The following is a 22,874-nucleotide window of genomic DNA, read 5'->3' on the forward strand; positions in this document are numbered from 1 at the left end:
TGCTGCGTTCCGTTACTCTTCGCCGGGTCCGGAACAGCGCCGCGCGCGAAGTTCGCAGGTGTGTTGCTCGCGTCCACTAGGCAATTCTGAGACTGCAAACAGCGGTGTTGTTTGTTTGTTTCATAGGGTTACGGCGGTTATGGCGGGAAGGAAACACCCGGTTACATTCCGAACCCGGAAGTTAAGCTTCCCAGCGCCGATGGTACTGCACTCGGGAGGGTGTGGGAGAGTAGGTCACCGCCGGACAATTGTTTGAGAAGGGCTCCACCGTTGGGTGGGGCCCTTCTCGCGTTTCCGGAGCTTTTCAGAGATGGGCTCCTGTGAGGGCCTCATGGGTTATGGGAGGGCACTCTCAAGAGTCTGTCCGGGCCCGGGAAGCTGATGCTGCTGAGCCGTTTCCGAGTCTCACGATCCAGGGCCGTACGGTCATATGTCGCGCCGACTGGCGTGGGGTGGGGAGCGGTCTGTGCTGTCAGTAGGGTTGAGGGGTGGACTATCGTGCGGTTGAACGCGCGATCATGGAACGAGGCGTCGAGTGGCAATTCGAGCCGACGCTCGACAGGATCGCGGCTCTCATGGATCTGCTCGGCTCGCCCCAGCGTGCGTATCCGGTCATTCACATAGCGGGCACCAACGGCAAGACGAGCACGGCGCGACTCACGGAGGCGCTGCTCAAGGAGCGCAATCTGCGCGTGGGGCGCTTCACCAGCCCTCACCTGGTCTCGATGCGCGAGCGCATCACGGTCGACGGCACGCCGTTGAGCGAGGAGCAGTTCGCCCAGGCCTATGAGGAGCTCGCCCCGTACGTCGACCTGAGCGACACGCAGGGGCGGCGCATCCAGTTCTTCGAACTGCTCACGGCCATGGCGTTCGCCGTGTTCGCCGACACTCCGATCGATGTCGCGGTGGTCGAGGCGGGTATGGGGGGATCCTGGGACGCCACGAACGTCGCCGACGGCACGGTCGCCGTCATCACCCCCATCTCGCTCGACCACACCGACCGGCTCGGACCCGATGTGGCGAGCATCGCGGGGGAGAAGGCCGGCATCATCAAGCCTGGTGCCACCGCGGTGCTCGCCCAGCAGGAGCTTGAGGCGGCGGAGGTGCTGATGCGGCGGGCCGCCGACGTGGGCGCGGTCGTCGCTCGGGAGGGCCTGGAGTTCGGCGTGCTCAACCGCGAGATCGCGTTGGGCGGTCAGCTGATGACGCTGCGCGGCCTCAAGGGCGTCTACGACGAGGTGTACCTGCCGCTCCATGGCGCGCACCAGGCGAGCAACGCGGTCACCGCACTGGCCGCCGTGGAGGCGCTGAGCGGCGGTGACGACCCACTCGACATCGAGCTGGTACGGCAGGCGTTCGCGGAGGCGTCGTCGCCGGGGCGGCTGGAGGTCGTGCGGCGCAATCCCACCGTCGTGGTCGACGCCGCGCACAATCCCGGTGGGATGCAGGCCTCGCTCGAGGCGATGCACGAGGCGTTCGACTTCGCCAAGCTGATCTGCGTCGTCGCGGTCATGCGCGACAAGGACGTCCACGGGCTGCTCGAGCTGCTCGAACCCATGGTTGACGAGATCGTCGTCACCAGAAACTCCTCACCGCGGTCGATGACTCCCGAGGAGCTCGCCGCGCTGGCCAGGCCTCTCTTCGGAGAAGATCGTGTACACCTCGTCGAACGCCTCGACGACGCCATCGACAGAGGCATCGCGATCGCCGACGCGCAGGGCGAGTTCAGTGGCACCGGGGTGTTCATCGCCGGCTCCGTGGTGACCGCGGGCGACGCCCGTCATCTGCTGAAGGCGGAAGGCTCATGATGAACTTCCAGGTCACACCCGGTATGCGGCGGCTCGGCGCGAGTGTCCTCGGTATGGAGGCCATCGTCGCCGGCCTCATCACACCGGTGGCGATCAGTGTCGGTGGCGTCGAGCCCGCTCTGGCGGCGACGGTCGGCCTGGGGCTCGCCGTGCTCTGCGTCGTCGCGGCCGGGATGCTCAAACGGCCGATCGGCTACATCCTGGGCAGCGTCGTACAAGTCCTCGCGATCTGTACGGGCTTCCTCGTACCGGCCATGTTCTTCCTCGGGGCGATCTTCACGGCGCTCTGGATCACCGCGATATTCGTCGCTCGCCGTGTCGAGGGCGTGACTTCCCGCTAAAGTCGGCCTACATGGCCGTCCCCCCGATTCAGCGGTCCCCCAGAGCGACAGCCCCGGGACCCACCGCGGGCGTCACGTTCCCGTGGTTGCTCGACACCGTGCTCGCGTTGCTCATCGTGGCGGCGCTCCCGTTGGCGATCGTCGCGATTCCCAACACCGTCTCCGTGGTCGGTGCCCTGCTGCCGGAGGGCTTCGACCGGCTTGAGCTCATGCGGGCTCACGGGCTGGCGCTGCCGGCGATGATCCTGACGGTGCCGCTCGCGTCCGTGGCGCTGGGGCGGATGAGAGTCGCATACGTCCTGGTCGGCGGGCTCGCGCTGTTGGCGGTGGCCGATGCCGCCGGCGGCTACGCCGGGTCGACCTTCCTGGTCGGCGTCCTGCGCGTGCTCCACGGCATCGGCGCGGGGTTGCTCATTCCAGCCACGCTGGTCGCCGTCTGGCAGCGTCCGCCGGTGCTGCGGGCCATCTGGACCGGCATGCTCGCGTTGAGCCTGCTCGCGGCCCAGGCGCTCGCCCTGTGGCCGCTCGACGGCATCCATGACTGGAAGGTCACCCTCCAGCCCTACCCCATGCTGACCGGCATCGCGCTGGGGCTCGCGGCCGCCTACCTCGTCGTCTGGCAGTTGCACGGCCGCCAACCCGCGGCAGCACCGCGAGCCAGCGAACGCAGCCGGCTGCTGCTCGCGACCGTGCCCGCGGCGGGCATCTCGGTCCTGGCCATCAGCACCGCGACCGACGACTGGCGGGCCAACCTGGTGATCCTGGTGGCGGTGCTGGCGGTGGGCGCGCTGCTCGCGCTGGCGTCCACCGGCACCCGGGAGGGCCGCACCTTCGCCTACACGATGGTCGCGGTCGGCACCGTGCTGCTGCCCAGCGTCGCCCAGGTGACCTATGTCGAGATGAAGGGGCTGGGCGGGCCGGGGCTGAAGGGGCTGTGGATCCCGTTCGTGGTCGCGGGTCTGCTCGCGGTGGCCGCCGCCGTCGTGGTCCGGCTGTTCGCGGGGGCGGCGACGCGGTGGCTCACGCCCTTGGGGTTGCTGACCATGGTCGTCGGTCTCTGTGCGGTTCGCGTGGTGGTGCCCGCCCAGCAGGGGCTGGTGATGGTCGTGCCGCTCACCCTGCTCGCGGTCGGCGCCGCCGTGGCCGTCACCGCCGCGCTCGGCAGGGCCGGGCTCGGGTCCGCCCTGTTCGGTCTGGCGCTGTGCTTTCCCGGGGTGCTCGCGGGCTACCTGCTCGGCACGGGAGTGCAGATGGCGATGCTGAGAGGGGTGACGTCGACGCAGGAGCTGGTCGACCGGTTCGTGGGCGCTCTGCACCTGTGGGCGTTGATCGGTGGCTTCGTCGTGGTGGTGGTGATCCTCCTGGCCTCGCTTCTGGCACGCCGCGCGTCCGTCTCGGCCGACGGTTCCTCTGCCGCCGGCGGTCGGGCGGACGAGATCGATCCCGTACCGGTGCCGGACGAGGCGGTGGCCGTGCCGAGCGGTGAGGACGCCGCGGGGCGGGACGCATCGGCGTCCGGCGGTCAGCCGGGTATCGGGGTCTCCCGGCGCGGGAAGTCGCCGTCCACGGCGGCTGATGCCGCCGTGGAGCCCGCGCACGCGCCAGAGGGTGACGAGTCGACGGGAGTGTTTCCTCGTGTTTCCCCTTCCGTGATCAGCGAGGCCCTCACCTCCAAGGCCGCCGGGGCCGGGATGCCCGCTGGAGGTGGGCGATCGGGGGCCGAGACGCGGCAGGTGGGCGGGACGGAGTCGTCGTCTCAGGGCGAAGGCGGCGTGGCTCATGGAGGCCTGGAAGCGGGCGGCTCCGATATGGCTGATGGTGGTAAGAGGGCCGGCGGAGACGCGGTGGCTCGCGGACGCGAGGGAGTGGATTCTCCTGGGGACGTGAAGGCTGGTGCGTTCGCTGACGGGCGTGAGGAGATGCCTCCGGCGAAGTCAGGGGACGAGGAGCCCGGGTCGACCTCTGACGGCGAGCGGGTTGGGCGGTCCGGAGCCGGGCGTGGAAACGCCGAGGGCGGACGGGGAGCACGCCCGGGCTCTGAAGCGTCGGTGCCGCGCCAGGGGGGACCCGAGCAGGGGGACGCGCCTGAGTCCACGGGCCCGCTGCCGCCGGTGCCGCCTCCGACGCCATCGCCGGAGGACAACGGATCTCCGTAGGTCGCGCCCCGGTCAACGATGATCGTCGCTTCTCAGCGGGGGAATCCTCGTGCGGGACGTGGTGCCTTGGGCGCGGTTGCGATGCTGGTTCCGGGAGACCGGGGTGCCGTTGTGGACGGTAAGCTGAGCCGCAGCTACAGCCGATGCGAGGTCCTCCGTGCCGCGGAGCGTTCTCACTGGAGTGATCCCGGCGCCCGGTAGCAGCATTCGCGACCCCAGACCCTGTTCGAAGGAGAACCTCAAGTGTCCGAGCGCACTCTTGTCCTGATCAAGCCCGACGGGGTGAAGCGCGGCCTCATCGGTGACGTGATCGCCCGCGTCGAGCGCAAGGGCCTCAAGGTCGTGGCGATGGACCTGCGCACCCTCGACGTCGACACCGCCAAGGCGCACTACGCCGAGCACTCCGAGCGCCCGTTCTTCGGTGAGCTCGTAGAGTTCATCACCTCGGCCCCGCTCGTCGCCATGGTGCTGGAGGGCCCGCGTGCCGTCGAGGCGTTCCGCGCGCTGGCCGGGCTCACGGACCCGGTCAAGTCGCCCCCCGGAACGATCCGCGGCGACCACGCCCTCGAGATCGGCGAGAACGTCGTCCACGGTTCCGACTCGGCCGAGTCCGCCGCCCGCGAGATCAAGATCTTCTTCCCGGACCGTTTCTAGCCGTTCCGGAGGTTCGTCCCTCCCGACCAGGCTTCACAGGTGCCCGCCGGCCACAGTGCCGAGCGGGCACTTCTGCGTTCAAATGGCACTTCTGGGGCGCAGGGGGCATTCGATCGCAAAAGCGGACTTTGCGGAGGGGCGGAAGTTTTTTGCAGGGCGCGTGGGCTCATTCCAAGTACCCCGGGGTACGTACCGTTACGATTCGAATTCGATCCGTAGTCATTATGCGTACGACATTACGGAAGGCTCCGTTCCCCATGGGCAGCAAGCTCGCTTTTCTCGGCCGGGACATGGCCGTCGACCTCGGCACGGCCAACACCTTGGTGTACGTGCGCGGTCGGGGCATCGTGCTGAACGAGCCGTCGGTCGTCGCCATCAACACCGCGACCGGCAAGATCGTGGCGGTGGGGATCGAGGCCAAACGCATGATCGGCCGGACCCCTGGAAACATCGTGGCCGTTCGACCGCTCAAGGACGGCGTGATCGCGGACTTCGACGTCACCGAGCGGATGTTGCGATATTTCATCCAAAGGGTGCATAAGAGGCGTCACTTTGCCAAGCCCCGCATCATCGTCGCGGTGCCCAGCGGCATCACCAGCGTCGAGCAGCGGGCCGTGAAAGAGGCCGGTTACCAGGCCGGTGCCCGCAAGGTCTACATCATCGAGGAGCCGATGGCCGCGGCGATCGGCGCCGGCCTGCCGGTGCACGAGCCGACCGGCAACATGGTCGTCGACATCGGAGGCGGCACCACCGAAGTGGCGATCATCTCGATGGGCGGCGTGGTGACCAGCCAGTCGATCAGGGTCGGCGGCGACGAGCTCGACCAGGCGGTGATCACCTTCGCCAAGAAGGAGTTCTCCCTCATGCTCGGCGAGCGCACCGCCGAGGAGATCAAGATGGCGGTCGGCTCGGCCTGCTCCCTCGGTGAGGAGCCGCACGCCGAGGTGCGCGGCCGTGACCTGGTCAGCGGCCTGCCCAAGACGATCGTGGTGTCCGGCGGGGAGATCCGCAGGGCCATCGAGGAGCCGCTCAACACCATCGTCGACGCCGTCAAGACCACGCTCGACAAGTGCCCGCCCGAGCTGTCCGGCGACCTGATGGACCGCGGCATCGCCCTGACCGGCGGCGGAGCCCTGCTCAAGGGCATGGACGAGCGGATCAAGGCCGAGACCGGCATGCCCGTCCACCTGGTCGAGAACGCCCTCGACTCGGTCGCGCTCGGTTCCGGCCGGTGCGTCGAGGAGTTCGAGGCGTTGCAGCAGGTGCTCGTGCCGGAGTCGCGCCGCTGATGGGAGAGTCGCGCCGCGCCCGGCTGATCCTAGGCACGCTGCTCACGGTGGCGCTGATCATTCTGACCGTCGATCACCGCACCGGTGAGGGGTCGCCGTTCCAGCCGGTGCGGACGGCGGGCGCGTGGTTGTTCGGCGGGGCCGAGCAGGTCGTCGGCACCGTGGGGCGCCCGGTGAGCGACTTCCTGCACGCGGTGGCGAGCGCCCCCAGCGCCCAGAACGACATCAAGCGACTCCGGGCCGAGAACTCCAGGTTGCGCGCCGGGCTCGACGCGAACCGGCTCGACGCGGCCCGATCCGCGCAGCTGAAGCGGATGCTCGGCCTGGCCGGACGCGGCGGTTACAAGGTCGTGTCGGCCAACGTGATCGCCCGGCGCGGCGCCCCCGGTTTCGAGGACGCGGTCCAGCTCGACGCCGGCACCGACGACGGCGTACGTCCCGAGATGACCGTGCTCAACGGTGACGGCCTGGTCGGCCGCGTCATCCAGGCGTCCCGCAGCACCTCGACGGCGGTGCTCATCAGCGACCGGGCGTCGGCCGCGGGAGCCCGGCTGGAGGGCGGCGAGGAGATCGGGGTCGTCCACGGGGTGGGGGAGAACGGACGCCTGGTGCAGTTCAGGCTGCTCGACTCGACCGCGCCGATGACCCGTGGAGGGCGGATCGTCAGCTTCGGCTCACAGCGGGGCGCCCCGTACGTGCCGGGGGTGCCGATCGGGGTGATCGAACGGGTCGAGGCGACGCCGGGCGAGCTGACCCGGGTCGCCTTCGCCCGGCCGTACGCCGATCTGACCGCGCTCGACGTCGTCGGCGTGGTCGTGGGCGCGCCCGCGCGCGACCCGAGGGACGCCGTGCTGCCGCAGCGCGGGCGTAAGGAGGGAGCGCGATGATGGCCGTGCTGATCGTGCTGGTCACGGTGCTGGTTCAGGTCATCGTGGTCAACCGGCTGGGTTTGCCCGGCGGTGCCGCGCCCGACCTGGTGCTGCTGGCCGTGGTGGGCGTCGCGATGGCACGGGGGCCGGTCGCCGGCACCGTGATCGGGTTCTGCGCCGGCCTGCTGGTCGACGTGGTGCCCCCGACGGCGCATCTGCTCGGGCAGTACGCGTTCGTGCTGGCCCTGGTCGGTTATCTGGCCGGGCGCGGGGTCGGCAGTCCCGTCACCACCGTCATCGTGTGCGTGCTGATCGCGCCGCTGCTGGCCGCCGGGCTGGGCGGGCTGATCTCCGATCCGCGGGTGACGGTCGCCACGCTGACCGAGCAGATCCCGCTCACGATCGTCTACACGCTGATCGCCTCGCCTGTGGTGATGTGGCTGAACGGGCGCGGCGGGCAGCTGAGGTACGCGGCATGACGCGGATGCGGACCCGGCTGTTCATCCTGCACGTGCTCGTGCTGGCGCTGCTCGTGGTCCTCGCCGTACGCCTCTGGCAGGTGCAGGTGGTGCGCGGGGAGGAGTTCGTGACCAAGGCCACCGAGACCAGGACCCGCGCGGTGATCGTGCCCGCCGTCCGCGGCCAGATCCTCGACTCGTCCGGGCGTCCGCTGGTGCGCAACCAGACCTCGCTGGTGGTCTCGGTCGACCGCAACGCCCTGCTGCGGATGAAGGACGGCGGCGTCGAGGTGCTGCGGAAGCTCAGCACGGTGCTGAACCAGCCGGTCAAGCAGTTGCAGGACCGCATCAGACCGTGCGGGCCGGGCATCTCCAAACCGTGCTGGACCGGGTCGCCGTACCAACCGGTGCCGATCGAGCGCAAGGCCGGCACCCGCCAGGCGCTGCAGATCCTGGAGCGGCAGGAGGAGTTCCCGGGCATCACCGCGGAGATCCAGTCGGTCAGGCAGTATCCGGGCGGCAAGGCCGGCGCGCAGATGCTCGGCTACCTGGGTCCGGTCACCGAGGCCGAGTTGGAGAAGCGCGAAGGGCTGAAGGCCGCGTTCTCCGGGGTCGACCTGGCCGGGCGCGACGGCCTGGAAGAGGTCTACGACGAGGTGCTGCGGGGCAAGTCGGGGCTGCGCAGGGTGCAGGTCGACCGGATGGGCAAGGCCATCGGGGTCGAGCAGCAGGTGCCGTCGCTCGCCGGCGATCACCTGATCACCAGCATCGACGCGCGCCTGCAGGAAGTGGTGGAGGGGGCGCTGCACAAGGCGATGAAGGGCGCGCCGCAGGCCGACGGCGGCGCGGCCGTGGTGCTCGACGCGCGCACGGGGCGGGTGCTGGCGCTGGCCAGCGCGCCGAGCTACGACCCCGCCGTCTGGGCCCACGGCATCACCACGACCGGCTACAAGCGCCTGCTGTCGGAGGAGTCGGGCAAGCCGCTGGTGTCGCGGGCCATCAACGGGCAGTTCGCGCCCGGCTCGACGTTCAAGGTGTCGTCGGTGGCGGCGATGCTGCGGGCCGGCTATCCGCTCAACGGCACCTACGACTGCCCCGGCTCCTACATGGTGGGCGACCGGGCGTTCAACAACTTCCGCGGCATCGGTCTGGGCACGCTCTCGCTGCACACGGCACTGGTCAAGTCATGCGACACGATCTTCTACCGGTCGGCGTACGAGCAGTATCTGCGCGACGGCGGACGCAACCCGAAGAAGAACGCGAAGGAGGTGTTCGCCAACACCGCGAGGGCGTTCGGGTTCGGCAAGCCGACCGGCGTCGACCTGCCGGGAGAGTCGTCAGGGCGCATCCCCGACCGGGCCTGGAAGAAGAACATGTGGGCCCTGACCAGTGCCACCAACTGCAAGCGGGCGCAGACGGGCTATCCGGAGGTGACCGACGCCGCACGGGCGGCGTTCCTCAAGCTGCTGGCCCAGGAGAACTGCGCCGAGGGGTTCGTGCTGCGGCCCGGCGACTCGGCCAACTTCTCCATCGGGCAGGGTGACGTGCTGGTGACGCCGCTCCAGTTGGCCAGGGCGTACGCGGCGCTGGTGAGTGACGGCAAGGTGCGCAGCCCGCGCATCGGATGGGCGCGGGTGCGGCCCGACGGCACGCTGGTCGAGAGGTACGACGTGCCGGTGGTGGGCAGGCTGCCGATCAGCGAGAAGGAGCGCCTCTACATCAAGAACGCGCTCAGCCAGGTGCCCTCCGACGGCACCGCGGCCGGCGCGTTCAGCGGGTTTCCGATGGACAAGATCAGCATCGGCGGCAAGACCGGCACCGCGGAGGTCTGGGGCAAGCAGGACACCTCCTGGTTCGCCTCGTTCGCGCCCACCGGCAATCCCCGGTTCGTCGTGGTCGCCATGGTCTCCCAGGGCGGGATGGGCGCGCAGACCGCGGCGCCGGCCGTACGGGAGATCTATGAGGGGATCTACGGCATCAAGCGGCAGGCCGTGCTGCCCGACGGCAAGCCCGCCGCCAAGCTGCCGAAGTTCTCGCCGGACGGGACGGTGGCGGGCGGATGACCACGCGGGCGGTGGCGGGCGGGCGGCGGTCGTTCGCCAGGCGGGCGGTGGGAGCGCAGTCGGCGGTCTGGCGGCTCGACGGCGTGATGCTGGTCGCGGTGGCCGCGCTCTGCGTGATCGGCACGCTGCTGGTGTGGTCGTCGACCAGGACCTGGGCGCCCGGATCGACCGGACTGGTCAAGAAGCACATTCTCAACCTGCTCATCGGCACGCTGCTGTGCGGCGCGGCGGCGATGATCGACCACCGGGCGATGCGTGCCTATTCGCCGCTGGTGTTCCTGGTCAGCCTGGCCGGTCTGGTCATGGTGGTCACCCCGCTGGGCGCCACGATCAACGGGTCGCACTCGTGGATCCTGCTCGGCGGCGGGTTCGCGGTGCAGCCGTCGGAGTTCGCGAAGCTGGGCCTGTTGCTGATCATCGCGATGCTGCTCGCGCAGCCCGCCGAGGGCAGTGACCGGCCGCGCGACCTCGACGTGGTGCTGGCGCTGGTGGCCGCGCTGCTGACGATGGGGCTGGTGATGTTGCAGCCCGACCTCGGCACCGCGCTGGTGCTCGCGGTCATCACCGCCGCCGCGCTGATCATCGGCGGGGTGCGCAAGCGGTGGATCGCCCTGCTGGTGCTGGTCGCGAGTGCCGGGGTGTTCTCGGTGTTCCACTTCCAGATGCTGGAGCCGTACCAGGTGGCGAGGTTCACGGCCTTCATCGACCCGGGAGTCGATCCGCGCGGAGTCGGCTACAACAGCACGCAGTCGCTGATCGCGATCGGCTCGGGGCAGTTGTTCGGCAAGGGGTTGCTGGGCGGCGGGCAGACCACCGGCAGGTTCGTGCCCGAACAGCACACCGACTTCATCTTCACCGTCGCGGGGGAGGAGTTCGGATTTCTCGGCTCGGTCACCATCGTGCTGCTGCTGGGCGTGGTGCTCCTGCGCGGCCTCAAGATCGCGAGGCAGTGTGACGACCGGTTCGGCATGCTGGCCGCAGGGACGATCGTGTGCTGGTTCGCGTTCCAGACGTTCGTCAACGTGGGGATGACGATCGGGATCATGCCGATCACCGGCCTGCCGCTGCCGTTCGTGTCGTACGGCGGCACCGCGACCTTCGCCAACCTGATCGCGGTCGGGATCCTCCAGTCGATCCGGATCAGGGAGCAGTCGTTTGACTAGAAATGTCCGAGTCCTCGGACCTGCCATGCTCTGACCGCCGCTACGCTGGGTTTCATGCCTGTCGAGTCGATATTCCACCGCCTGGAAGCGCTCCTGCCCAAGGTGCAGAAGCCCATCCAGTACGTCGGGGGTGAGCTCAACTCGACCGTGAAGGACTGGGACTCCGCCGACGTTCGCTGGGCGCTGATGTATCCCGACGCCTACGAAGTCGGGCTGCCCAACCAGGGTGTCGCGATCCTTTACGAGATCCTCAACGAGCTGCCCGCGACCCTGGCCGAGCGCACCTACGCCGTCTGGCCCGACCTTGAGGCGCTGATGCGTGCCGAGGGCGTGCCACAGTTCACCGTCGACGGCCACCGCCCGGTGCGGGCCTTCGACGTGCTCGGCGTGTCGTTCTCCACGGAGCTCGGCTACACCAACATGCTGACCGCGCTCGACCTCGCGGACATCCCGCTGATGGCCGTCGATCGCGGTGAGGACGACCCGATCGTGCTGGCGGGCGGCCATGCGGCCTTCAACCCCGAGCCGATCGCCGACTTCCTCGACGCGGCCGTGCTGGGTGACGGCGAGCAGATCGCCATCGCCATCAGCGAGGTCATCCGCGAGTGGAAGGCCGAGGGCAGGCCGGGCGGACGCGACGAGCTGCTCATGCGGCTCGCCGAGTCGGGCGGCGTCTACGTGCCCAAGTTCTACGACGTCGACTACCACCCCGACGGCCGGATCAAGCGGGTCGCGCCCAACCGGCCCGAGGTGCCGTGGCGGGTTCACAAGCACACCGTCATGGACCTCGACGAGTGGCCCTACCCGAAGAAACCGCTGGTGCCGCTGGCCGAGACCGTGCACGAGCGGTTCAGCGTGGAGATCTTCCGCGGCTGCACCCGGGGCTGCCGGTTCTGCCAGGCGGGCATGATCACCCGGCCGGTGCGCGAGCGGTCGATCACCACGATCGCCGCCATGGTCGACAACGGCGTCAAGGAGTCCGGCTTCAACGAGGTCGGCCTGCTGTCCCTGTCGTCCGCCGACCACTCCGAGATCGGCGAGGTGGCCAAGGGCCTGGCCGATCGTTACGAGGGCACCAACACCTCGCTGTCCCTGCCCTCGACCCGGGTCGACGCCTTCAACATCGACCTGGCCAACGAGTTCTCCCGCAACGGCCGGCGCTCAGGGCTGACGTTCGCGCCCGAGGGCGGGTCCGAGCGGATGCGCAAGGTGATCAACAAGATGGTCACCGAGGAAGACCTGATCCGCACCGTCACCACCGCCTACTCTCAGGGCTGGCGGCAGGTGAAGCTCTACTTCATGTGCGGGCTGCCCACCGAGACCGACGAGGACGTGCTCGGCATCGCCGACCTGGCCAAGAAGGTCATCAAGGCGGGCCGCGAGGCCACCGGCTCGCGCGACATCCGCTGCACCGTGTCCATCGGCGGTTTCGTGCCCAAGCCGCACACGCCGTTCCAGTGGGCGAGCCAGGCCGACCACGAGACCGTCGACCGGCGGCTCAAGGCACTGCGCGACTCGTTCAGGGGCGACCGCGAGTACGGCAGGGCCGTCGGGTTCCGCTACCACGACGGCAAGCCGTCCATCGTCGAGGGCCTGCTCTCGCGGGGCGACCGCAGGGTCGGCGCGGTGATCAGGGCGGTCTGGGAGGACGGCGGTCGTTTCGACGGGTGGAGCGAGCACTTCTCCTACCAGCGCTGGATGACCTGCGCCGAGAAGGCCGGCGTCGACATCGACTGGTACACCGTGCGCGAGCGGGCGGAGAACGAGATCCTGCCCTGGGACCACCTCGACGCCGGGCTCGACCGCGAGTGGCTCTGGCAGGACTGGCAGGACGCCGTCTCCGGGGGCGAGGTCGAGGACTGCCGGTGGACACCGTGCTACGACTGCGGGGTCTGCCCGACCATGGGCACGGAGATCCAGATCGGGCCCACAGGGCGCAAACTGCTGCCTCTCACGGTGGTCTGACCGCGTTCGGTGGCCGGTCCGTGCCCCGCCGTACATGATCCTGGTCCTGCGGGCCCGGGAGCGGCATATCCTGAGACGAAGGAACTCTGAACACGGGAAGGACGACATCGCTCTGAAACCTGTTCCCGATGGGCCTCCGCCCGCGCCTACGGTGCAGCGCCTGCGTGTGCGCTACGCCAAGCGCGGCCGCCTGCGCTTCACCAGCCACCGCGACATCTCGCGAGCCGTCGAACGGGCGGTTCGTCGTGCCGGCATTCCGGTGGCCTACAGCGCGGGATTCTCACCTCATCCGAAGATCTCCTACGCGGGGGCCGCGCCGACCGGCGTGGCCAGCGAAGCCGAATACCTCGAGATCGGCGTCACCACGCCGTGCGACCCCGAGCGTGTCCGGGCCGACCTGGACGGCTCGCTGCCGCCCGGTCTCGACGTGCTCGTCGTGCTCGACGCCGCCGAGGCGGGCCCCGGAGGGCTGGCCGACCGCCTGGAGGCTTCCAAGTGGGAAGTCCGGCTGCCCGGCGCGGATCGCGAGCTCGCGGAGGTGGCGGTCGAGAAGTTCCTCGCCGCCGACGCCGTGGAGGTCGAGCGCCTCACCAAGAAGGGCCCGCGCCGTTTCGACGCGCGCGAGGCCGTGCTGAGGCTCGTGATGCCCGAGGGGACAGAGAGAACCGCAGCTCAAGTGCCCGGACAGTCGTGTGTCATACTGCGCATGGTTGTTCGGCACATGACTCCTGCCGTTCGACCCGACGATGTGCTCACAGGGCTGCGCCTTGTGGCCGACTTCGCGCCGCCGGTCCCCCCCGAGGTGACCAGGCTGGCGCAGGGGCCGCTCGACGCCAGCACTGGTGCGCTTGCCGACCCGTTCGACCTTGACCGCGAGACCACGCGCGGCGGCGAAGCGGGACCGGCGGGTGAGCACGTCGTCGGCTAAGGGAGTGCCTTGCGTGAGCCGGGCACGACCGCTGACAGGACTTGGCGCCCATGCCCCCTGGCGGGGGCGCGGGCGAACAACGAGACACGATGGCTCCTGCGCGGCGCGGCGACGCGCCCGGGGGCTGACGGGAGAGCGCCCGCATGCTCGAGAACGAGCCCAACACCGGGGCCACTGGCCCCGACGGCGAAACATCTGAACAGAACAAGGTGACCAGGCGTCGCCGGGCCGCGAGCCGGCCGGCGGGGCCGCCACCGGAGATCCCCGACGAGCCCGTTCCCGCGCCCGTGACCGTCACGGCGGCGCAGGCGGTGTCCGCCCCGGCGGAGCAGCCGGTCCAGGCGTCACCTCAGGCTCAGGCCGAACCGGCCGCGGCCGTCGAGAGCCCGGTCGAGGCCGCGGTCGCGGCGGCCGTCGAGGAGGCGCCCAAGCGCACGCGGACGCGGTCGACGGCCACCACGCCGCGCCGCCGCGCCAGCAAGAAGGCAGCCGAGCCCGAGGTGGGCGAGTCCGAGGTCGCCAAGCCTGAGGTCGCCAAGCCTGAGGTCGCAGAGTCCGAGCCGGTGGCCGAGCCCGAGGCGGCCGCCACGGTGACGGAGGTGGCCGAGCCGGCTCCGCGCCGCCGTACCCGCAGGAAGGCCGAGCCCGTCGTGGCCGCCACGGTCGAGGAGAGCCCGCCGGAGGAGGACATCCTGGAGGTGCTGCCGGAGGACGAGCCGCTCGACGACGAGCCCGCCGGCGAGGACCTCGACGAGGACCTCGACCGGCCCAGCCTGCTGTCCGACCCGTTCGGCCTGTCGGTGCGCCGCCAGGACCAGCCCGGCACCGCCTTCCAGCGCCCGGCGGCCATCTTCGCGCCGCTGTTCCAGGCGCCCGACCCGACCCAGGCCAAGCCCGTACGCCCCGAGCCGGAGCCGGTCGCCGAGCAGGAAGAGGAGCCTGCCGACGAGACCGTCACCGACGACGAGGGCGCGGAGGACGAGGACGAGGGCGAGGGCGGCAGCCGCCGCCGTCGCCGCCGCCGTGGCGGCAGGGGACGCGGCAAGGCGCGTGAGCGTGACGAGTCCGATGAGTCCGACGAGTCCGAGGACGAGGGCGAGGGCGACGAGGAGCAGGCCGAGGAGTCGCGGGAAGAGGAGACGACCGGGTCGCGTCGCCGTCGCCGCCGTCGCCGTCGCGGTTCCGAGGAGGTGGCCGAGCCCGCGGTCGACGACCCGCCCAACACGGTCGTGCGCATTCGTGCGCCCCGCGCCGGCCGGGCCGCCTCGCACGACGTCTCCGCCGACGGCGTGCAGAGCGTGCGCGGCTCCACCAGGCTGGAGGCCAAGAAGCAGCGCCGCCGCGAGGGCCGGGAGCTGGGCCGCAGGCGTCCGCCGATCATCACCGAGTCCGAGTTCCTCGCCCGGCGCGAGTCGGTCGACCGGATGATGGTGGTGCGCCGCCAGGGCGACCGCACGCAGATCGCGGTGCTGGAGGACGGCGTCCTCGTCGAGCACTACGTCAACCGCGAGGCCAGCCAGTCCTACGTCGGCAACGTCTATCTCGGCAAGGTGCAGAACGTCCTGCCATCGATGGAGGCGGCGTTCGTCGACATCGGCAAGGGCCGCAACGCCGTCCTGTACGCCGGCGAGGTCAACTTCGACACCGCGGGCCTGGAGGGCCAGCCGAAGCGCATCGAGGTGGCGCTGAAGTCCGGCCAGTCGGTGCTCGTCCAGGTCACCAAGGACCCGATCGGTCACAAGGGCGCCCGCCTGACCTCGCAGATCAGCCTGCCCGGCCGCTACCTCGTGTACGTGCCGGACGGCTCGATGACCGGCATCAGCCGCAAGCTGCCCGACAAGGAGCGCACCCGGCTCAAGAGCATCCTGAAGAAGGTCATGCCGGAGAACGCGGGCGTGATCGTGCGCACCGCCGCCGAGGGCGCCTCGGAGGACGAGCTCGCCCGTGACGTGGCCCGGCTGTCGGCCCAGTGGGAGAACATCCAGAAGAAGGCCAAGTCGGCCAGCCCGCCCGAGCTGCTCTCGGCCGAGCCCGACCTGACCGTCCGCGTGGTGCGTGACGTCTTCAACGAGGACTTCACCTCGCTGGTCGTGCAGGGTGAGGGGGCCTGGGAGACGGTCGACGAGTACGTCAACTACGTCGCGCCGCACCTGGCCGAGCGGTTGACGCGCTGGGACTCCGAGCAGGGCGACGTGTTCGAGGGCCACCGGATCGACGAGCAGCTGGCCAAGGCGATGGAGCGGAAGGTCTGGCTGCCGAGCGGCGGCTCGCTGGTGATCGACCGCACCGAGGCGATGACCGTCGTCGACGTCAACACCGGCAAGTTCACCGGGCAGGGCGGCAACCTCGAGGAGACCGTCACCCGCAACAACCTGGAGGCGGCCGAGGAGATCGTCCGCCAGCTCCGGCTCCGCGACATCGGCGGCATCATCGTCATCGACTTCATCGACATGGTGCTGGAGTCCAACCGCGACCTCGTGCTGCGGCGGCTGCTGGAGTGCCTGGCCCGCGACAGGACCAAGCACCAGGTGGCCGAGGTGACGTCGCTGGGTCTCGTCCAGATGACCCGTAAGCGGGTCGGACAGGGCCTCCTGGAGGCGTTCTCGACGCCGTGCGAGTGCTGCAACGGCCGGGGGCTCATCGTCTCCACGGAGCCGGTGGAGGCCAAGCCGGAGCCGCGTGGCACGCAGGGCAAGATGGCGGTCGAGAAGGCGGTGTCCGAAAAGGTCTCCGCGGCGAAGGACTCGGCCGGTCGTGATACTGTGACCGGTGCGCTTGAAGACGTCCCGGTCGAGGACGACCAGGCCAGTCAGACTTCCGGCAGAGGGCGGCGACGCTCCCGCCGAGCCAAGTCCGCCGACTAGCCAAGCGCTGCTTGGCGGACTGTCCGACGATCCGCCGGTTCGCCTAGGGCACCGTTAATCCGGTATTCTAGGGGATCGGTGCGTCAGGTGACGTGCCCTGTTGGCGCGCCCACTAGGTTCGTTGGGTTTTCAGACAGGACTCGGGTGTGGGCGCAGCACTCGGCGGTCAATGGCCGTTCCTCCGGGATGGCCGAGGTTGCAACAGCAGACAGCAGAAGGGTTCCGCGGTGTACGCGATCGTTCGTTGCGGCGGCAGGCAGCAGAAGGTCTCCGTCGGTGACGTCCTCGAGGTGGACAAGGTCGCCGGCGAGGTCGGCTCTTCGGTTTCGCTGCCGACGGTGCTCGTCGTCAACGACGGCGATGTGACCACGGAGGCGGGCAAGTTCACGGTCAGCGCCGAGATTCTCGGCGAGACCAAGGGCCCCAAGATCCGCATTCTCAAGTACAAGAACAAGACCGGTTACAAGAAGCGCCAGGGGCACCGCCAGCGGTACACCCAGGTGAAGATCACCGGTATCGACCAGGCCTGATTCGGAGTTTGAGAGATGGCACACAAGAAGGGCGCGTCGTCCACCCGGAACGGCCGTGACTCCAATGCTCAGCGCCTGGGCGTCAAGCGCTTCGGCGGCCAGCTGGTAAACGCGGGCGAGATCATCGTCCGTCAGCGTGGCACCCACTTCCACCCCGGCGACAACGTCGGCCGTGGTGGCGACGACACGCTGTTCGCGCTGGCCGCGGGTCACGTGCAGTTCGGCGTCAAGCGCGGCCGCAGGGCCGTGAGCATCGTCCCGGTCGCGGAGTAATCCGCCACCGGAGAGCGTTGACAAGGGGTGGATCGGTGCGATCCACCCCTTTTCGCGTTCGTAGTCCCCTTGCGTGGTTCGGAGACCGGCGGGTTCGCGGTTCGAGACGGGCGGACGTGGGGCTGAGGCATCAGAGGAGAAGCCCCGTCAGGGGCGTAAGGGAGAGGCGGAAATGCCGGACTTCGTGGACCAGGTGGTTCTGCATGTCAGGGCCGGTGACGGAGGAAACGGCTGCGCCTCCATCCACCGCGAGAAGTTCAAGCCCCTCGGCGGTCCCGACGGAGGCAACGGCGGGCGGGGCGGTGACGTGATCCTCGAGGTGGATCCCAACACCGCGACCCTGCTCGACTACCACCGCCGCCCGCACCGCACCGCCCACAACGGCAAGCAGGGGCAGGGGTCCAACCGCGACGGCGCCAATGGCCCCGACGTCGTCCTGGCGGTGCCCAACGGGACCGTGGTCAAGGACGCCGCCACCGGGGAGGTGCTGGTCGACCTCATCGGCGTCGGCACCCGCTACGTGATCGCGCAGGGCGGGCACGGCGGGCTGGGCAACGCCGCGCTGGCCTCCACCAAGCGCAAGGCGCCCGGGTTCGCGCTGCTCGGGGAGCCCGGTGACGCGCTCGACGTCCTGCTGGAACTCAAGAGCGTGGCCGACGTGGCCCTGGTCGGCTTCCCCAGCGCGGGCAAGTCGTCGCTGATCGCCGCGTTGAGCGCCGCCCGGCCCAAGATCGCCGACTATCCGTTCACCACCCTCATCCCCAACCTCGGCGTGGTGACGGCGGGCGAGACCGTGTTCACCGTCGCCGACGTGCCGGGTCTGATCCCGGGCGCCTCCCAGGGCAAGGGGCTGGGGCACGAGTTCCTGCGACACGTCGAGCGGTGCGACATGCTCGTGCACGTCATCGACTGCGCGACCATGGAGCCCGGCCGCGACCCCGTCACCGACTTCGAGGTGATCGAGGCCGAGCTGCACGCCTACGGCAAGCTCGAGGGCCGGCCGCGGATGGTCGTGCTGAACAAGGCCGACGTGCCCGACGCGCGTGAGCTGGCCGACCTGGTCAAGTCCGACTTCGAGCAGCGGGGGCTGCGGGTGTTCACGATCTCCGCCGCCACTCACGCCGGGCTGCGCGAGCTGACCTACGCGATGGGCGAGTGGGTCGCCGCGGCCCGGGCCGCCAAGCCGGTCGAGGAGCCCACGCGGCTCGTGATCAGGCCCAAGCAGCTGGGCGAGGCCGGCTTCTCGGTGCGCCGGGTCAACGACAACCTGTTCCAGGTCACCGGCGAGAAGCCCGAACGCTGGATCCGGCAGACCGACTTCAGCAACGACGAGGCCGTCGGTTACCTGGCCGACCGGCTGGAGCGGATCGGCGTGGAGGAGGAGCTGGTCAAGGCCGGCGCCACCGCGGGGGCCGAGGTGGTCATCGGGCCCATGGAGGGCGGCTACGTCTTCGACTGGCAACCCACTCTCAACGCCGAGTCCGTACGCCAGGGGCCACGGGGTTCCGACAGCAGGCTGGCGTAGGAGTTTCGAGGGTTAGGCAGGGGTTTCGTCGTGCGAGATCGGATCAGCGCAGCGTCGAGGGTGGTCGTCAAGGTCGGCTCCTCGTCGCTCACCACCCCCCAGGGCGTGATCGACGTCGACCGGGTCGACGCGCTCGTCGACGTCCTGGCCGCGCGTCGGCGGGCCGGGACGCAGATCGTGCTGGTCTCCTCGGGAGCGATCGCGGCCGGTCTCGGCCCGCTGGGGCTGTCCGCACGGCCACGCGACCTGGCCACGCAGCAGGCCGCCGCCTCGGTCGGCCAGGGCGTGCTCGTCGCGCGCTACACCTCCTCCCTGGCCCGCTACGGCCTGCGTGTCGGCCAGGTGCTGCTGACCGCCGACGACATGATGCGGCGCGCCCATCACGCCAACGCCCAGCGCACCCTCAACCGGCTGCTCGAGCTCGGCATCATGCCGATCGTCAACGAGAACGACACCGTCGCCACCGACGAGATCCGGTTCGGCGACAACGACCGGCTGGCGGCACTGGTCACCCACCTGATCCACGCCGACGCCCTGGTGCTGCTGTCCGACGTCGACGCGCTCTACGACGGGCCGCCGAGCCGGCCCGGGGCCCGGCGGCTGGCCGAGGTCCGCGGGCCCGAGGATCTCGCCGGGGTCGAGCTGGGCAGGAATGGCGCCGCCGTGGGCACCGGCGGGATGGTCACCAAGGTGCAGGCGGCGCGCATCGCCACCGGCGCCGGGGTGCCCGTGGTGCTGACCGCCGCCGCCCACGCGGCGCAGGCGCTGGCCGGAGCCGACGTCGGCACCTACTTCCATCCCGGCGGGCGCCATCCCGGCACCCGGCTGCTGTGGCTGGCGCACGCCACGACCGGGCGCGGGCGGCTGCTCCTCGACCACGGCGCGGTCGAGGCCATCGTGGGCCGGCGCATGTCGCTGCTGCCGGCCGGGGTGACCTCGGTGGAGGGGGAGTTCGCCGCCGGCGACCCGGTGGACCTGTGCGGGCCCCACGGCGGCGTGGTCGCCCGAGGCCTGGTCAACTTCGACGCGGGTGAGATCCCCGGGCTGCTGGGACGGTCCACCCGCGAGCTGGCCAGCGAGCTCGGTCCGGAATATGAACGCGAGCTGATCCATCGTGACGACATCGTCATACTGGAGTCCCACAGCTAGCCGCTCGCCCAGGCGAGACCAGGAGAAGCCTGTGCGGTCGTTCTGGTCGAGGAGCGGGGCGGCCCGAGAGACAGAGGCCAGAGCGGGGCTCGGAGAGCCCTGAGCAGCGGAGCGGAGCGAAGCGATGAGTACAGAGTTCCTGAAGGTGGCCCGTGCGGCGCGAGAGGCCGCCGCCGAGCTGGCCCCGCTGCCGCGGGCGCCCAAGGACCGGGCGTTGCGTGCCGTCGCCGACTCCCTGGTCGCGCGGGCCGCCGAGATCGTCGAGGCCAACGCCGCCGACGTCGAACAGGCCAGGGAGCGGGGCACGTCCGAGGCGATGATCGACCGGTTGCGCCTCGACGAGGCCAGGGTGGGGGTCATCGCGGAGGCCGTGCGCCAGGTGGCCGACCTGCCCGACCCGGTGGGCGAGGTGATCCGCGGGAGCACCCTGCCCAACGGGCTGGAGCTGCGCCAGGTCAGCGTGCCGCTGGGCGTGATCGGCATCATCTACGAGGGCCGTCCCAACGTCACCGTCGACGCGGCCGCGCTCTGCCTCAAGAGCGGCAACGCCGTGCTGCTGCGTGGCTCGTCCAGCGCCTACTCCTCCAACACCGCGCTGGTGCGGATCATGCAGGAGGCGCTCCAGGAGACCGAGGTGCCCGCGGGCGCCGTGCAACTCGTCCCGGGCCTCACGCGTGACTCCGTCAAGGAGCTGATGCGGGCTCGCGGGCTGGTCGACGTGCTGATCCCGCGTGGCGGCGCCTCGCTGATCAACTCGGTGGTCGAGGAGTCCACGGTGCCGGTGATCGAGACCGGCGTGGGCAACTGCCATGTGTACGTCGACGCCGACGCCGATCCGGACCTGGCCGTGCAGATCCTGGTCAACGCCAAGGCGCAGCGGCCGTCGGTGTGCAACGCGGCCGAGACGTTCCTGGTGCACGCCGACATCGCGGAGACGTTCGTGCCCAGGGCGCTCGCGGCGCTCGGGGAGGCCGGGGTGACCGTGCACGGCGACGAGCGGATCGGCCGGTTCGGGGAGGTCGTGCCCGTCACCGAGGACGACTTCTACGCCGAATACCTCTCGCTCGACATCGCGGCCGCCGTCGTCGGCTCGCTGGAGGAGGCCGTGGCGCACATCCGGCGTTACGGCTCGGGGCACACCGACGCCATCGTCACCCGGTCTCAGCGGGCCGCCCGCAGGTTCGTGTCGATGGTCGACTCGGCGGCCGTGGCCGTCAACGCCTCCACCCGGTTCACCGACGGAGGTGAGTTCGGGTTCGGCGCCGAGATCGGCATCTCCACCCAGAAACTGCACGCGAGGGGCCCGATGGGGCTGCCCGAACTGACCTCCACCAAGTGGATCTATACCGGTGAGGGACATCTGCGCACGTCCGAGGGCACGGTCATCGCTCGGTCAGCCGACTGACCGGATTGGGAAAGGCGGCGGTGTGTCGGTCACGTCCGATGGCCGCCGCCCGGTTTCACTGGCCCGCATGCAGATCGTCATCGCTCTGGCCTTCGCGGCCGTCGTCCTGTTCGGTGCTGATCGCCTGATGCTCTGGCTGGAGAGCCATGGCCACGTCCGCTGGCGCAGGAAGGGTCGCAGAGACCTGTCACAGGAGCCGAGGGCCACGCTCGACAGTCTGCTCGCGGAGCCGTCTCGCCGGTAAAGTCTCGGCGCGCCTCAGACGTAAGCCGCCGTCCCACCGCTAGAGTTGTGTCCTTATGGGTGCGCCGAGCAGGGAGGGACGGTGACCAAGCTCGGCAAGGTCGGACCTTATACCTTGCTCGAGCGGCTTGGCCGCGGCGGCATGGGCGAGGTCTATCTCGCCAGTGCCCGACGGGGCGAGCGGGTCGCGCTCAAGGTGCTGCATGACCTCGTAGAGGATGACTCGTCCCGCATCCGGCTGGAGCGCGAGGTTCGTGCGCTTCGCCGCGTCGAGAGTCCCTACGTCGCGAGAGTGCTCGACGCCGACCTCGACAGCGCCCGTCCCTACCTCGTCATGGAGCACATCGAGGGCGCCACGCTGCTCGACCGGGTACGGCACAGCGGCCCGCTCAACCTCGCGCAGCTGGTCGAGCTGGCGCAGGGCATCGCCACCGCGTTGGCGATCATCCACGCGGCCGGGGTCGTCCACCGTGATCTGAAGCCGGCCAACATCCTCATGGGGGCCGAGGGCCCCGTGCTGATCGACTTCGGCATCGCCCAGGTGCTCGACGCCACCCGGCTGACCATGACCGGCACCTTCCTCGGCACCCCCGGCTACACCGCGCCCGAGATCTTCGCCGACGAGCAGGTCGAGTCACCCGCCGACGTGCACGCCTGGGCCGCGACCGTGGCGTTCGCCGCGACCGGGCGGCCGACGTTCGGGCGGGGCACCGCCGAGGCGCAGATGTACGCCGTGCTCAACGGGCAGGCCGACCTCAAGGGCGTGCCCGTGGCTCTGCTGCCGCTGGTGCGGGCCGCCCTCAACCGCGAGCCCGGCAAGCGCCCCACGGCCGCGCTGCTGGCCGATCGGCTGGCGCGGCTGGCCAAGGCGACCGGGGCGCCCGACCCCGACCAGCCGGGTCAGCGCGCCGCGCCGGCCGACGGCCGCACGAGCGAGGAGGCCGCGTCCCGTTCGACGGGCGGTGACGGCACGCCGCGTCCCGGGCGGGGGCGCGTGGCCGATGGCAAGGTGCCGGCGCCGCGCGGCCGGGCCAACCCGGATGGGGCGGCGCGGAGCCGCACCAACGCCGATGGGCGGGGCGCGGGGGAGGCGCGTGGCCGAGGCGTGGCCGAGGCGCGCGGCCGTGCGTCCGCGGACGAGCCGGGGCGCGGGAGTGGCACCGACGCCCGGGGCCGGGCGGCCGCCTCCGC

19 protein-coding genes and 1 rRNA gene are annotated in these 22,874 nt (G+C 70.3%); all 20 read left to right on the forward strand.

Translation table 11 applies throughout. The features are described 5' to 3' along the window. The first annotated feature begins 129 nt into the window (after positions 1–129). Positions 130–246: ribosomal RNA gene (gene rrf / locus IEY82_RS38045) — 5S ribosomal RNA — on the forward strand. A 272-nt stretch (positions 247–518) separates the two neighbouring features. After that, a complete protein-coding gene (locus IEY82_RS38050) occupies positions 519–1,808 on the forward strand; it encodes a bifunctional folylpolyglutamate synthase/dihydrofolate synthase (protein WP_189129167.1) in 1,290 nt (429 codons plus the stop codon). After that, positions 1,805–2,149, forward strand: coding sequence for a DUF4233 domain-containing protein (locus IEY82_RS38055; protein ID WP_225264256.1), 345 nt, complete (start codon positions 1,805–1,807; stop codon positions 2,147–2,149). The genes IEY82_RS38050 and IEY82_RS38055 overlap by 4 nt, the downstream gene beginning before the upstream one ends. Before the next feature lie 86 nt (positions 2,150–2,235). Further along, positions 2,236–4,305 carry an ICP22 family protein gene (locus tag IEY82_RS38060; protein WP_189129153.1) on the forward strand — a complete coding sequence of 690 codons (2,070 nt, stop codon included), beginning with the start codon at positions 2,236–2,238 and terminating at the stop codon, positions 4,303–4,305. 243 nt (positions 4,306–4,548) lie between these two features. After that, entirely contained in the window at positions 4,549–4,959 is a 411-nt protein-coding gene (ndk, locus tag IEY82_RS38065) for a nucleoside-diphosphate kinase (RefSeq protein ID WP_189129154.1), read from the forward strand. A gap of 257 nt (positions 4,960–5,216) precedes the next feature. Next, positions 5,217–6,248: a rod shape-determining protein gene (locus IEY82_RS38070; RefSeq protein ID WP_189129155.1), complete on the forward strand. Its 1,032-nt coding sequence runs from the start codon at positions 5,217–5,219 to the stop codon at positions 6,246–6,248. Between the two features lie 47 nt (positions 6,249–6,295). Next, positions 6,296–7,135, forward strand: a complete 840-nt coding sequence (gene mreC / locus IEY82_RS38075) for a rod shape-determining protein MreC (RefSeq protein WP_229697792.1) — start codon at positions 6,296–6,298, stop codon at positions 7,133–7,135. Next, positions 7,132–7,596, forward strand: coding sequence for a rod shape-determining protein MreD (mreD, locus tag IEY82_RS38080; protein ID WP_189129157.1), 465 nt, complete (start codon positions 7,132–7,134; stop codon positions 7,594–7,596). The genes mreC and mreD overlap by 4 nt, the downstream gene beginning before the upstream one ends. Next, positions 7,593–9,638, forward strand: coding sequence for a penicillin-binding protein 2 (gene mrdA / locus IEY82_RS38085; RefSeq protein ID WP_189129158.1), 2,046 nt, complete (start codon positions 7,593–7,595; stop codon positions 9,636–9,638). The genes mreD and mrdA overlap by 4 nt, the downstream gene beginning before the upstream one ends. Further along, positions 9,635–10,801 carry a rod shape-determining protein RodA gene (gene rodA / locus IEY82_RS38090; RefSeq protein ID WP_189129159.1) on the forward strand — a complete coding sequence of 389 codons (1,167 nt, stop codon included), beginning with the start codon at positions 9,635–9,637 and terminating at the stop codon, positions 10,799–10,801. The genes mrdA and rodA overlap by 4 nt, the downstream gene beginning before the upstream one ends. Positions 10,802–10,855: 54 nt before the next feature. Then, on the forward strand, positions 10,856–12,766 hold the full coding sequence (locus IEY82_RS38095; RefSeq protein WP_189129160.1) for a TIGR03960 family B12-binding radical SAM protein: 1,911 nt from the start codon (positions 10,856–10,858) through the stop codon (positions 12,764–12,766). A gap of 151 nt (positions 12,767–12,917) precedes the next feature. Next, positions 12,918–13,694, forward strand: a complete 777-nt coding sequence (locus tag IEY82_RS38100; RefSeq protein ID WP_225264260.1) for a TIGR03936 family radical SAM-associated protein — start codon at positions 12,918–12,920, stop codon at positions 13,692–13,694. Between the two features lie 143 nt (positions 13,695–13,837). Further along, positions 13,838–16,558 carry a ribonuclease E/G gene (locus tag IEY82_RS38105; RefSeq protein WP_189129162.1) on the forward strand — a complete coding sequence of 907 codons (2,721 nt, stop codon included), beginning with the start codon at positions 13,838–13,840 and terminating at the stop codon, positions 16,556–16,558. Between the two features lie 227 nt (positions 16,559–16,785). Further along, positions 16,786–17,088 carry a 50S ribosomal protein L21 gene (gene rplU, locus IEY82_RS38110; RefSeq protein ID WP_049575732.1) on the forward strand — a complete coding sequence of 101 codons (303 nt, stop codon included), beginning with the start codon at positions 16,786–16,788 and terminating at the stop codon, positions 17,086–17,088. A gap of 15 nt (positions 17,089–17,103) precedes the next feature. After that, complete coding sequence (gene rpmA, locus IEY82_RS38115; RefSeq protein WP_012893687.1) at positions 17,104–17,361, forward strand: 50S ribosomal protein L27; 258 nt, start codon at positions 17,104–17,106, stop codon at positions 17,359–17,361. Between the two features lie 172 nt (positions 17,362–17,533). Continuing rightward, positions 17,534–18,886, forward strand: coding sequence for a GTPase ObgE (obgE, locus tag IEY82_RS38120; protein WP_189129163.1), 1,353 nt, complete (start codon positions 17,534–17,536; stop codon positions 18,884–18,886). Between the two features lie 30 nt (positions 18,887–18,916). Continuing rightward, complete coding sequence (gene proB / locus IEY82_RS38125) at positions 18,917–20,035, forward strand: glutamate 5-kinase (protein WP_225264254.1); 1,119 nt, start codon at positions 18,917–18,919, stop codon at positions 20,033–20,035. 124 nt (positions 20,036–20,159) lie between these two features. Next, positions 20,160–21,440, forward strand: a complete 1,281-nt coding sequence (locus tag IEY82_RS38130) for a glutamate-5-semialdehyde dehydrogenase (RefSeq protein WP_189129164.1) — start codon at positions 20,160–20,162, stop codon at positions 21,438–21,440. 67 nt (positions 21,441–21,507) lie between these two features. Beyond that, positions 21,508–21,684, forward strand: coding sequence for a hypothetical protein (locus IEY82_RS38135; RefSeq protein WP_189129165.1), 177 nt, complete (start codon positions 21,508–21,510; stop codon positions 21,682–21,684). 81 nt (positions 21,685–21,765) lie between these two features. Next, a partial coding sequence (locus IEY82_RS38140) for a serine/threonine-protein kinase (RefSeq protein ID WP_189129166.1) occupies positions 21,766–22,874 on the forward strand: 1,109 nt, incomplete at its 3' end.

The sequence above is a fragment of the Nonomuraea cavernae genome (assembly GCF_014646355.1).
In the GTDB taxonomy this organism is placed as follows: Bacteria; Actinomycetota; Actinomycetes; order Streptosporangiales; family Streptosporangiaceae; genus Nonomuraea; species Nonomuraea cavernae.